Genomic DNA, 12,277 nt, shown 5'->3' on the forward strand with positions numbered 1-12,277 from the left:
CTTTTTTCTAATTTCTCAAAGGTTTCCCTTTCTGTATCATATGTTGAAGTCTTTCCAAAGTTTTTCGTTCCCCCGTCAAACTTAGGAATGCTTCTCTTTCAAGATCAAGCAAATATTGTTCGCTTACGTAGCTTGCTTCACTTAAATCGCCTCCCGCCATTACATAAGCGAGTTTATTCGCAATTTTTTTATCGTGTTCGCTAATGTAGTTTCCGGCCACCATTTGGTCGGTTCCCACTAAAAACATTCCCAAAGCTTGTTTTCCAAGTACTTTTACATCGGTTCGAGGAATTGGTTTCGTATAACTTTGATCAGCCATAAAACGCGCAACGGCTTTTGCCGCAGCTATCTGTCTTGCTTCGTTTACAATTACAATATCCTTTCCTTTTTGAAGAATTCCGGTATCATAAGCCTCATAAGCAGAAGTGGAGACCTTCGCCATTCCGATGGTCAAGAAATAGTCCTGTAGCCTGTTCAATTCCACATCATCTTTTTTGAAAGTATCGCTGGCGCGCATTGCCATTTCCTTGGAGCCTCCACCGCCGGGAATTACCCCAACACCAAATTCAACCAACCCAATGTAGCTTTCGGCTGCAGCCACAACGCGGTCTGCGTGAAGTGTAAATTCACAACCACCGCCCAAAGTCATTCCGCGAGGGGCTACCACAACTGGGATAGAGGAGTAGCGAAGACGCATACTGGTATCTTGAAAATATTTTACCGCAGCGTTCAATTCTTCATATTCCTGTTCTACCGCCATCATAAAAATCATCCCAATATTGGCGCCAACAGAGAAGTTTTTTCCTTGATTGGCAATTACCAAACCGTCAAAACTAGCTTCTGCCAAATCAATCGCTTTATTTACACCAGCCAAAACATCACCACCAATACTGTTCATTTTGCTTCGGAATTCCACATTTAGAATACCATCGCCCAAATCTTCAACCACTACATCTTTATTGCTCCATACTTCCTTGGATTTTCGGATGTTGTCCAAAATGATAAAGGAATCCTGTCCGGGTATTTTTTTATGTGTTTTGTCTGGAATGCTATAATAATAGGTGTTTCCATCTCGAACATCGTAAAAACTATCCACGCCACTCTCAAGCATTTCAGTTACCCAAGCTGCCGGTTCCTTCCCTAAATCCTTAATTAGTTCAATTCCCTTTTTTACGCCAATGGCATCCCAAATTTCGAAGGGGCCATTTTCCCAGCCAAAACCTGCTTTCATTGCGTCATCAATCTTATAAAGCTCGTCGGTTATTTCGGGAATTCGTTTTGAAACGTAAGCGAACATCGCCCCGAAGTTTTTTCGATAGAATTCGCCAGCCTTGTCTTCACCTTTTATAAGAATTGGGAAACGGTCGGAAACTTTGTCAACCGATTTTGTTTTTTCCAAAGTGCCGAAAGATGCTTTTTTACTTTTTCGGTATTCCATTGAATCGAGGTCGAGCGATAGGATTTCACTGCTGCCGTCATCATTTTTCACTTTTTTGTAAAAACCTTGTCCGCTTTTGCTTCCCAACCATTTGTTTTCCATCATCGTATCGATGAAGCCGGGAATTTGGAAGATACCGTGTTCCTCGTCATCGGGAACGTTATCGTAAATTCCTTTTGAAACGTGCACCAAAGTATCCAACCCTACAACATCAACAGTACGGAAGGTTGCTGATTTTGGGCGGCCGATTACGGGGCCGGTCAATTTATCCACTTCCTCAATAGTCAGTCCCATTTCCTTCACTTGGTGAAAAAGGCTTTGTATACCGAAGATTCCGATTCTATTTCCTATAAATGCAGGAGTATCTTTTGCGACCACGGAGGTTTTTCCGAGGAATTTTTCGCCGTATTCATTTAAAAACTCCAAAACTTCGGGAGAGGTTTTTGGACCGGGAATGATTTCAAAAAGTTTTAGATAGCGGGGCGGATTGAAAAAGTGCGTGCCGCAGAAGTGTTTCTGAAAATCCTCGCTATGGCCTTCACTCATTAAATGGATTGGAATTCCGGAGGTGTTTGTGGTAATGAGCGTGCCTTCTTTTCTGTGTTTTGCAAGGTTTTCAAAGACTTGTTTTTTAATATCCAAACGTTCTACCACAACTTCAATAATCCAATCAGCAGTTTTCACTTTTGAAATATCATCTTCCAAATTTCCGGTGGAGATTCGTTTTGCAAAATCCTTGTGATAGAGTGGGGCAGGGTTGCTTTTTATGGCTTTTTGCAAATCGTCGTTTACAATTCGGTTTCGCACCACTTTGTCTTCAAGGGTAAGCCCTTTTTTCTTTTCGGCATCATTAAGCTCACGCGGAACAATATCGAGCAATAGCACTTCCACGCCAATATTGGCGCAATGGCAGGCTATACCGCTTCCCATAATTCCGGAACCGATTACCGCTACTTTGTTAATTCTTCTTTTTGACATATTTTTTAAAGTTATTGGTTAATAGTTATTCGTTAATTGGGTTTTAACTATTTTCCTAATTCCTAATTCCTAATTCCTAATTCTCTATTCAGACTCGTATATTTTTTTTGAGTTGATCAACTCATTAATAGTATTTGCTACCTTTCTAAAAATTTGCAATTCCTCTGCGGGTACATTTTTTTGGACAGCCTCATCAAAACCTAAAACCACCCCTTTTGAAAATTCGCGCATTTCCTTTCCGAAGGGCGTTAAGTGTATCAACACTCCACGGCCATCCTCAGGGTTCGGCTTTCGCTCAATCAATCCTTTTTGTTCCATAGATTTCAAGGTGCGTGAAAGGCTGGTGGCCTCCATTCCCATTTTGGGCCCAAGTGCCGTTGATGGCGTACCGTCTTCGGGATCAATGCTTATTAGGGCAAAGCCCGTGGCCATGGTACTACCTTTTTTTCCCGCTTCTTCATTGTACATTTTTGTTACGCTCATCCACGTTGAGCGCAGAATATAATCTATTGTTTTTTCCTTCATTAAAAGTCCTTGAAAAAATGGAATATCAAATATACAAAAAATTTATTATGCACGCATAGTAAATTAAGAACAAATTATTTGTTTTTCACTTTTGAATAATCAAGTTTTCCGTCCACGATTTGTGCTGGTTGGGTATAGGGATGTTCCGTAGCTGAGTTTTCTGACATAATGTGCATCACTTTCCAGCCTTCAACTTTTAAAATATCTGCGATTAAAGAGCGGTGACAGCTCCACCACACGGCTTCTGCACACATTATTGCAGTTCGTTTTTCTGAAGCGATTTCCTTTAGAATACTTAAAGAATGCTGAAATTGCTCCGTTTGCATATAATCTGCATACCCTTTAAAGGAATCGAGCCGCCAGGCATCATTTTTTGAATTTGGCTCTGGTTTTCTCCGACCGCCCAAGTCAACAAGATGTTTGTAATCAATTTTGTTCTCGGGAAGCGATACTGTTAGGCTTTCTTTGTTATACTGCGGAAATTTTCGGGAGCCGGGAAAATGGCGAACGTCCACAAGTGTTTCAATCTTAAAGGAATTCAGCAACTTTATAAATTCTTCGATGGAACGTGTGGAATGGCCTATGGTCCAAATGGTTTTCATTTCAAAAGAAAAAGTTTTCTTTTAAAGATATGAAATAGGTTAGGAGGGGAAGGGTAGTTTAACGGAATTTTAATTCGCAACAAATTTCAACCCCACTATGGAGGCAATGAGGGTAGAAAGAAAGAAAACACGCCAAAAAGTTGCCGGTTCGTTAAAATAGAATATACCCACCAAGACCGTGCCCACGGCGCCAATACCCGTCCAAACCGCGTAGGCAGTGCCGATGGGAAGCGTTTTTGTAGCTTTTATAAGCAGAAACATACTAATGGAAAGGCAAATTAAAAAACCTCCGAACCACAATTTTGAATCGAGGCCAGAGGTTTCCTTTACTTTTCCCAAACAGGCTGCGAAAGACACTTCAAATAGGCCAGCTATAATTAGTAGGAGCCAATTCATGAATATTTAGGAATTATGCTCATAAATCTTATTGTACAAGTCTAAATACTTTTCTTTGATTATTTTCCGTTTCATTTTCATGGTAGGGGTTAGGTGGCCACCTTCAATACTCCATTGCTCAGGGGTAAGTTCAAATCTTTTAACCTTTTCCCACTTTCCAAAACGCTCGTTGTAAAAATCAACTTCTTTTTGAATACGGTCTATAACGGCTTGGTTTTTTACCATTTCTTTTGGATCTGAAGGAATATTTCTTCCTTTTTTGCTTCCCCATTCCTTGATGAATTCAAAATCGGGCTGGATTAGTGCAGCCGGCATTTTTTCACCTTCGCCCACAACCATTATCTGGTCTATAAAACGGGACTGTTTCATAGCATTCTCAATAAGTTGTGGCGCCACATATTTTCCGCCGCTAGTCTTGAACATTTCTTTCTTGCGGTCCGTAATTTTTAAAAAACCTTCACTATCAACCTCCCCAATATCGCCTGTGTGGAAATAACCATTTTTCAGTACCTCCTCAGTCTGTTCCTGATTTTTGTAATAACCACACATTACCTGCGGACCTTTTACTAAAATTTCGCCATCCTCGGCAATTTTTACTTCGGTATCCCTTAGCGGTTTGCCTACTGTACCAATTTTAAAACCGTGGTTACGCATATCGTTCACCGAAACTACGGGCGAAGTTTCCGTAAGACCATAACCCTCCATTACCGGTATTTGTGCAGCATTGAAAACCCTTGCCAAACGCGGCTGCAGTGCAGCACTGCCGGAAGCGATGGCTTTTAGGTTTCCACCCAAGGCTTCGCGCCATTTGCTGAAAATCAATTTATTGGCGAGTTTCAATTGGGTTTCATACCACCAACCATTTTGGCCATAGGGTTCGTATTTTAGCCCTAATTCTATTGCCCAAAAGAAAAGCTTTTTCTTTATTCCCGTAAGTTCGGCGCCCTTGGCATAGATTTTATCATACACCTTCTCCAGCAAACGCGGAACGGCAGTCATCACTTCAGGTTTAACTTCCTTTAAATTATCGCTAATAGTTTCCAGACTTTCTGCGAAATGGATGCTCACCCCACAGTATTGGTACATATAGAGAATCATTCGCTCATAGATATGGCAAACGGGCAAGAAACTTAATGACTTTGATTTTCCGAAATCTAAGGGCAAACGTTCCACACTATATTTTGAATTTGAAGCTATATTTTTATGCGAAAGCATTACGCCTTTTGGTTTTCCGGTAGTACCGGAAGTATAAATTAAGGTTGCCAAATCATCTTCACTAATGGCTTCCTTTCTTTTGTCTAATTCGTCTTGGTTGCTTTCGTCCTTTCCTTCATCCAAAACTTCTTGCCAGTTTTTGGCGCCTTCAATTTCATCAAAAGTGTAAACTTCCTTCAAGGATGGCACATTGTTTCTAATTTTCTGGACTTTATCGTAAACCTCCTTACAGGAGACAAAACAGTAAACAGACTCACTATGGTTTAAAACGTATTCATATTCATCCTCAGAAATGGTAGGGTAAATTGGCACATCCTGTGCGCCTGTTTGCATAATGCCAATATCGCAGATATTCCATTCGGTGCGATTGGTCATAGATATTATTGCCACTTTATCGTTGGGGTTTACGCCCAGTCGCATTAAACCACGGCTTAACGCATTGGCCTTATCTATATATTCCTGAGTGGATGTGGCTTTCCATTCACCGTTATATTTTGTGACAAGGGCTTTTTCCTGAGGATATTTTTCAAGTTGATAATATGGAAAGTCGAAGAGTCTTTTTGGGTCTTTCATGATAGAATTATTAAGGAAGTGAAAATAACGATTTTTTTTAAGTTTTGCTGAAATAAAAAAGGAACACCAAATCGTGTGTTCCTTAAAAAATAGTTGTGTTTTAGGAAAGACATTTTTTTAGTGGCTAATTTACAGCTTTAAGTGATGCTTAGTTATATTGAGAATAGGCTCTCCCTAAATAAATTTAGTAGTGAGGGTTGTATAAACCTTACAAATCTGCTTGAAACCTATATTTAAGTAAATTTCATAATTTTAAAGAAATCTTCCTTTTTGCTCCGCGAAATGCTTACCGTCTCACCATTGTTCATAAGGATGTAGCCTCCATCTGCCTTCACATATTTTCTTACTTCATTTAGATTGATTAAATAGCTGTTGTGCACGCGCATAAAATGCTGTTCATTAAGTAAATTTTCGTATTCTTTTAAATGCTTGCTCACCAACAAACTTGGGCCATTGGTAAGTTTAAATGTTGTATAACTACCCTCTGCCTTACAGTATATTATTTCTTCAACATTTATAAATTCATATCCATCTACTGTGGCCAAACAAATCCTATGGTTGCTCGGTTGAGGCTGTTTCAAATTATATATGAGCGTTTCCAGCTGTTTGCTGTATGATTTTTTATCTTTTGCTTTTTTAGCTTTTTCCAAAGCTTTTTGGAGTTCGTCTAAATCGATGGGCTTCAGCAGATAATCCAACGAGCTGAATTTTACGGCCTTTAGGGCATACTGTTCGAAAGCAGTGGTGAAAATAACTTCAAAATGGACATCTTCCAACTGGTCTAAAATGTCGAAACCGGTACCGCTCTGTAGTTCTATGTCCAAAAATACGAGGTCAGGTCGGTGAGCCCTTATTGCCGAAATGGCTTCCATTATATTACTGGCTGTCATCGTAACTTCCACATCGTTGCAAAATTCCGTTACAAGATTTTTTAGGGTTTCGCGGCTGTGTTTTTCGTCGTCAACAATTATAGTTTTTAAATTCATGTCTTTTGGTATTACTCAATAGATATTTTTATGATAACCAATGTGCCTTCGGACTCGCCTGCGGCATTGATTTTATCGATGATTTCAATACTGTTTTCTTCAGAATTGTTCAGCAGTTCCAAACGTTTTTCAGTCACTTTAATGCCCCTCGATTTTTTGGGTATTTTTAAAACTGACTTCCTTTCGGCAGAAGCCTTTCGGCCAATTCCGTTGTCCTCAACTTCACAAACAATAAAACGTTTTTCCTTTTTAAAGCTTATTTTCAGGCATTTATCATTTCCAGATTTATTACGAAGGCCATGCAGAATGGCATTTTCCACAAAAGGCTGCACGAGAAGGGCAGGAATTTCTACCGAGTGCACATCTAGATTTTCAGCCACTGAAACGTTATAAGTGAAGGAATCATCAAAACGTAGTGCCTCAAGAGCTAGATATTTTTTTAATAGCGAAATTTCCTCACTCAAGACAATATTTCCCTGAATGGAGCTTTCCAAAAGGTTTCGCATAATAATGCTGAATTTATTTAGGTATTTTATTGCGGCCTCTTTATTGTTTTCCGTAATTAAATGTTGGATTGAACTGAGCGAATTGAACACAAAATGGGGATTCATCTGCGCACGCAATGCAGTAACTTTATTTTCAAACGCCTCCTGTTTCAATTTTTGCTGTTGCCTATAATGAAGTTTTATTTTATAGTTTAAGCCCAAACCGAAGAGTAAAACTTCCAACGAGGAACCCATTATCATATAATTTTTGTTTAGTGTAAAAAGCATTCCCAATGCCCCGGCGGTAAATGCCAAGGAACCGATGACAATAAAATAGGCCAACCTGTTCTTAGCAAAAACCAGCAGATATATTAAGGAAACAGCTGCAAAGAGGGACATTATGGAGCGATGGATGTTCATTAATGTGAAATGGGCCTCAAAACTTTGGGTAAACAAAAGAAAAGTTTCTATTACCAAAAAGGAGAAAAGGAGAATTGCCACTGCGTAAATGGCTTTGTCGAGTTTCGGATAATTTCTATCTGTTTCCAAATAGTACTTGGCAAAACTTACATAAAAAAGGTTTATCCAAATTTGTAATTGCGAGTGGGTCAAATACCCAATATATGGGTAGTTATCATTTAAAAAAGTTTCAAAATCGAATGCGCTCTTGCCCAAATAGAGCAAAAGACAGAATATGTACAGGGCATAAAATAAAAAGTCCGCACGTTGCACGGTCCCATATGTTATGACTATAAAAATTAAGATAAACAAAAATGCCCCAATAAATAGATATAAAGGAATTTGTGATATCATTTCGCGTTTCGTTAAATATGTATTGCGAAATTGGTGCGATTGTTCCGTTTCAAAAGTGAAGGTTAACGCTGTCGGTTTTTTATTGGAAGTGTACCTTTTTACTTTTAAAAGCAAAAAAGAGTTTTGAAAAAGTTCACTTTTTTTGAAAAGTATGCCTCGTGTGGGAAGATTGGGTGCAGCTATATCGCGTCTGTTAAAATATCCAAAATCGCGTGAAGTAATCCCGTCTTTTGCTTTTGAAAAGGATTGCACCTCCAAAAATCTTCCGGCGTGTAAAAAATATGAGATACCTTCCTCCAACATATCCGAATATCCCGAAAAATCTAACTTTAGCCAATAGGCATCTTTCCCGTTTGATTGTTTTGGGAAAATGTCATTGTCAGTAAACAAAAGCGGGCGGCTTACCAAATAACCTACGGAAACCGTATCGTTTATGGCTTTATAATAAGTAACCGGTACAGAAAACTGCATCCCATTTTGGGCCAAACTAACCGAATTTCCCAATAAAAGAAAGCAGAGAAAAATGTAAAAATAATTATAACAAATGCGCATAGGCTAAATCAAATTTGGCAATACCAATATCATATACCCACTGTCTGAATTTTCACGTTTGGTGAAGTGAATTTTTTTTTCAATTACATAACTTTTCAATTTTCGCAACATTCGTATTTGATCCTGCCACTTTACAAGCTGTTCCCTGTATTCCGGGGTATAGTTGGTATCTGCTGTTGTTGCATCGTATGTAAACGATATAGTAATAAATACCCGTTGTGTGTTTGCCCGAAAGTGTGCCTTTATTTTATAATTTCTGAACTGCTTGTAAATAGCGTATTCTATACTGTTTTCTAACAAGGTTTGCAGAACAAATGAGGGTATGGCCACAGCGTCCAAATCTGTTTCTTCCTCCACTTGTATCTCATATTCTATCAGGTTGCCATAGCGTAATTTTTGAAGTGTGAGGTATCCTTTTAGCATCGCAACTTCCTCGGCCAGGTTTACCGTTTCACTTTCCATATGTTTTATGTAAAAACGGATGAGCTTACTGAAAACGGAGAGATAATTTAGTGCCAGTTTTTTTTCTTCTGAAGTAATAAAATACTGGATTGCGTTTAGCGCATTAAAAATAAAATGCGGATTCATTTGCGAGCGGAAGGCCTTTAACTTGAGCTGCAGCATTTCTTCCCTTACTTGCAAAAGCTTTTCCTGCTCGTTTTTTATTTTTGCATCATTCCGAATGTTTTCAATTTTTATAGCGCACATTGCTGCAATGGCGGTCAATATACGCTCATGTTGTGGGCTAAAGAAATTTTTCCGTGGATGCTCGCAGTCTATTATCCCGATAACCTCATCGTTAATTTTTATAGGAATGGTAATTTCTGAAAATCTTCTTTCGTCATCAACAATATATCTAAAATCCTTGGAAGTATCTGGAATAATCTCGGCAACTCCCGAAACCGCAACACTCCCCGAAATGCCTTCCCCTAATTTTATAACTGCGGGACAATATATTTCTCTGTCCTTTGGATTTTTGGGACCAAACGCAGCTTTTTGCAGCAGTTCATTTTTTTGATGGTCTATTAAATATACCACACAATCTGTGAAGCCTAATTTAGAGATACAGTTTTTGGCAAGGTCCCAAAGTACATCATCTATTGTGGTTTGGTGATGTATGGAATTTGAAAAATAGACAAGTATCTCCTCAAATTGGTCGAAGGTTAACAACTTTTGCTTGTTAGGGTTTAAGGTTTTCAAACAAACGGGAATTTAATGGTTCGTTAAACATATATATATTTTAAAGATATAATTTTTTGGAATATAGACTTTCCCATTCATTTCTAAGCATAGCGTACTGATATTCACTTCCCCATTTTCCATTAAAAAATATATTTTCTACAAAATGGCCTTCTTTTTTAAAGCCAATGCTTTCTAAAAGTTTTATGGAAGCAATGTTTTCCACATCAACCGTTTCCTTCACTCTGTGAAAATCATTAATTGTGAAAAGGAAATTCAGTATACCAAGCATTGTTTCTTTTGCATACCCTTTTTGTTGTTCAGGATGTGAAATTGTAATGCCTATTTCCGCTATGCGAATATCGTTTTGCTCAAGTTTGATTGCACAATCTCCAATAATTTTTTCAGTTTGTTTGTTTTCGATTCCGTATTGAACCCATTGTCCAGGCTGCCCGAATTTTTTTCCAACTTGTTCATCAATAAACATTTTTGCCTGTGCCATTGTTAGTACGCCAGAACCTTGGTATTTTGTTACTTGTGGATTTGAGCGGTAAAAATGGAATTCGAGCAGGTCTGACATTTTTAAGCTTCGTATTATAAGCCTGGGGGTATTTATTTTTAATTTTTTCATTGGCAACTCATTTATCTTTTTTAAAATGACGGTTTATCCAGAGCCACGCATCTCCAATTCCTTCATCTTGGACAATTCCTGAAAATTCAAAACCGTTTTTTTGCAAAATAGTGGTCGATGCATTATTCTGTGGAGCGGTCTTCGCCGTTATATTCAAGTTCTCATCTTTACTATGGGCGATTTTGATTAACTGACTGCAGGCAAAACCTGCAATGCCTTGCCCTTCATATTCTTTGAAGGTCCAATAGGAAATTTCAACCCTTCCCTTTTCCGGTGGTCCCACAAACCCGCAGGAACCAACAATTTTATTCTCATTAATAATAAAGTAACCCACCCACGGAAGTGTAAACCCTATTTTTTTATAAAAATCTTCATATAGGTTTAGTAGTTCTCGATAATTTTCTGAATTACAATTTTGCTTCAATTTTAATGGGTTTCTTTCAATTATCTCTAGCTTCATACATGTTAAAAAAGTTTTATCCGTATTTTTTAGATTTTGAGTTATTTAGGTGTTAAAAAATATTTACCCATGCTATAGTTCCGTGGAACGTTAAGGTGAGATTTTAAAAAATCTACCTATTTTATGCAAATTGCAATATAAAATTAGGGAATTACCGTTTTAAAATTTTATAGGTTGCCGAACTACCTTCAGCTGTAACTTTCATAATATATATTCCAGATTGTAAATGTGAAAGATCGATGTTTTTCTTTGTTGCATTGATTTTTTGGTTATACACTTTTTGACCCATAACATTGAATATATTTACTTCACAGATATTGGTTTCTGCATTAAAATTAATTTCATTTGTAAAGGGATTTGGGTAATAAACAAAACCTTCCAATTCATTTTCTGAAACACCCAATACCATGGATTCAATAGTAACATCTGCATAGGGCTCCAATGTTGATGCAAAAATGTAATACCAATTACCTGCTTCAGTTGTGATGCTGGCAGTGTTTTGAATACCACATGGATTTTCAGTTTGCACCACGTGTTCCAGATCTGAACCACTTTGCGCATCACCTTCGTTCAATGATTTATAAAAAATAATTGAACTTATAATATTATCACTACTCATTAGTGCTGAAACATCCATGCTGACTTCCGAATAAAATTTATACCAAATACCAGGAACATCTTCGGTATTACAGCCATTCTGACCACCATCCATTTCATGTGTCGCTAGAAGAAAATGAATGTCTTCATAAGTATTGTTAGGGGTATTAACAGATACTTCAGTTGCCATAGAGATAAAATCATTTTCAGGAGAAGCGAATGTATTGGAAACATTGATAGCAATAGTAGATACATCAATATTTCTCATAAAGATGTAATAGTAGGTATCTGTTATGGTATCGATTTGTGAAAGATTCCCAAACGCACACAGATTGGAGGGCTGATCTACATAGGTAAGTTGGCTTGCATTTGTGACATTTCCGTTATCTGCTGAATAAAATGTCACGATTGCACCATTATTTGTTTGGATAAATGCGCTTACGTTTCCATTTTTAGTAGCATGGAATTTATACCAAATTCCGCCAACCACTTGGTTGCAACCAGAGGATGATCCGTCCCCAGTGAAAGTTGCATCGGGAAAGTTTACATTGGCGTCGTTATAATAAAGCGGTCCATAATTTAGGTCGATGGCGTTTTCTATTCGATCATTTGTCGGTGGCGCAAAAGTTGCTGGATTGCCGGCAAATACGTTCTCATTCATAAGGAGCAGTAATGTGAATAATAAAATGATTTGTGTGATTGTTGTTTTCATAATTAAGTTTTTAGGATTTCAATAGTTCAAAACTACTTCGGCTTTCCGTTACTAATCCTGACCAATTGACAAATGGTAGTTTTCAATTGATATATTTCACGTTTATAATTATTGCATATTGCAATAAAAAGCCGT

General features: G+C 37.9%; 11 protein-coding genes. All 11 read right to left on the minus strand.

Annotation, left to right across the window (positions count from 1 at the left end; all coding sequences use genetic code 11):
* Window positions 1-7: 7 nt before the first annotated feature.
* A complete protein-coding gene (locus LS48_RS06175) occupies window positions 8-2,416 on the minus strand; it encodes a 3-hydroxyacyl-CoA dehydrogenase/enoyl-CoA hydratase family protein (protein ID WP_062621067.1) in 2,409 nt (802 codons plus the stop codon).
* A gap of 84 nt (window positions 2,417-2,500) precedes the next feature.
* Window positions 2,501-2,941: a MarR family winged helix-turn-helix transcriptional regulator gene (locus tag LS48_RS06180; RefSeq protein ID WP_062621068.1), complete on the minus strand. Its 441-nt coding sequence runs from the start codon at window positions 2,939-2,941 to the stop codon at window positions 2,501-2,503.
* A 74-nt stretch (window positions 2,942-3,015) separates the two neighbouring features.
* Window positions 3,016-3,543: a DUF488 domain-containing protein gene (locus LS48_RS06185; RefSeq protein ID WP_062621069.1), complete on the minus strand. Its 528-nt coding sequence runs from the start codon at window positions 3,541-3,543 to the stop codon at window positions 3,016-3,018.
* A 69-nt stretch (window positions 3,544-3,612) separates the two neighbouring features.
* Window positions 3,613-3,939 (minus strand): DMT family transporter, encoded by a 327-nt coding sequence (locus LS48_RS06190; protein ID WP_062621070.1) that lies wholly within the window; start codon window positions 3,937-3,939, stop codon window positions 3,613-3,615.
* A 6-nt stretch (window positions 3,940-3,945) separates the two neighbouring features.
* Entirely contained in the window at window positions 3,946-5,727 is a 1,782-nt protein-coding gene (locus LS48_RS06195) for an AMP-dependent synthetase/ligase (RefSeq protein ID WP_062621072.1), read from the minus strand.
* 233 nt (window positions 5,728-5,960) lie between these two features.
* Window positions 5,961-6,713, minus strand: a complete 753-nt coding sequence (locus tag LS48_RS06200; RefSeq protein WP_062621074.1) for a LytR/AlgR family response regulator transcription factor — start codon at window positions 6,711-6,713, stop codon at window positions 5,961-5,963.
* 11 nt (window positions 6,714-6,724) lie between these two features.
* Complete coding sequence (locus LS48_RS06205; protein ID WP_162266495.1) at window positions 6,725-8,482, minus strand: sensor histidine kinase; 1,758 nt, start codon at window positions 8,480-8,482, stop codon at window positions 6,725-6,727.
* Between the two features lie 84 nt (window positions 8,483-8,566).
* Window positions 8,567-9,763 carry a histidine kinase gene (locus LS48_RS06210; RefSeq protein WP_062621078.1) on the minus strand — a complete coding sequence of 399 codons (1,197 nt, stop codon included), beginning with the start codon at window positions 9,761-9,763 and terminating at the stop codon, window positions 8,567-8,569.
* Between the two features lie 40 nt (window positions 9,764-9,803).
* Window positions 9,804-10,373: a GNAT family N-acetyltransferase gene (locus tag LS48_RS06215; protein WP_062621080.1), complete on the minus strand. Its 570-nt coding sequence runs from the start codon at window positions 10,371-10,373 to the stop codon at window positions 9,804-9,806.
* A gap of 7 nt (window positions 10,374-10,380) precedes the next feature.
* Complete coding sequence (locus LS48_RS06220; protein WP_062621082.1) at window positions 10,381-10,833, minus strand: GNAT family N-acetyltransferase; 453 nt, start codon at window positions 10,831-10,833, stop codon at window positions 10,381-10,383.
* Between the two features lie 151 nt (window positions 10,834-10,984).
* Window positions 10,985-12,091, minus strand: a complete 1,107-nt coding sequence (locus tag LS48_RS06225; protein WP_157881720.1) for a T9SS type A sorting domain-containing protein — start codon at window positions 12,089-12,091, stop codon at window positions 10,985-10,987.
* Window positions 12,092-12,277: the final 186 nt, after the last annotated feature.

Origin of the sequence: Aequorivita aquimaris, assembly GCF_001573155.1 — a bacterium.
GTDB classification, from domain to species: Bacteria; Bacteroidota; Bacteroidia; order Flavobacteriales; family Flavobacteriaceae; genus Aequorivita; species Aequorivita aquimaris.

What these genes read in the sequence shown, in the direction of transcription:
- LS48_RS06175 (WP_062621067.1), bottom strand. Translation starts at nt 2,416, where the DNA reads ATGTCAAAAAGAAGAATTAACAAAGTAGCGGTAATCGGTTCCGGAATT.
- LS48_RS06180 (WP_062621068.1), bottom strand. Translation starts at nt 2,941, where the DNA reads ATGAAGGAAAAAACAATAGATTATATTCTGCGCTCAACGTGGATGAGC.
- LS48_RS06185 (WP_062621069.1), bottom strand. Translation starts at nt 3,543, where the DNA reads ATGAAAACCATTTGGACCATAGGCCATTCCACACGTTCCATCGAAGAA.
- LS48_RS06190 (WP_062621070.1), bottom strand. Translation starts at nt 3,939, where the DNA reads ATGAATTGGCTCCTACTAATTATAGCTGGCCTATTTGAAGTGTCTTTC.
- LS48_RS06195 (WP_062621072.1), bottom strand. Translation starts at nt 5,727, where the DNA reads ATGAAAGACCCAAAAAGACTCTTCGACTTTCCATATTATCAACTTGAA.
- LS48_RS06200 (WP_062621074.1), bottom strand. Translation starts at nt 6,713, where the DNA reads ATGAATTTAAAAACTATAATTGTTGACGACGAAAAACACAGCCGCGAA.
- LS48_RS06205 (WP_162266495.1), bottom strand. Translation starts at nt 8,482, where the DNA reads ATGCAGTTTTCTGTACCGGTTACTTATTATAAAGCCATAAACGATACG.
- LS48_RS06215 (WP_062621080.1), bottom strand. Translation starts at nt 10,373, where the DNA reads ATGAAAAAATTAAAAATAAATACCCCCAGGCTTATAATACGAAGCTTA.
- LS48_RS06220 (WP_062621082.1), bottom strand. Translation starts at nt 10,833, where the DNA reads ATGAAGCTAGAGATAATTGAAAGAAACCCATTAAAATTGAAGCAAAAT.
- LS48_RS06225 (WP_157881720.1), bottom strand. Translation starts at nt 12,091, where the DNA reads ATGAATGAGAACGTATTTGCCGGCAATCCAGCAACTTTTGCGCCACCG.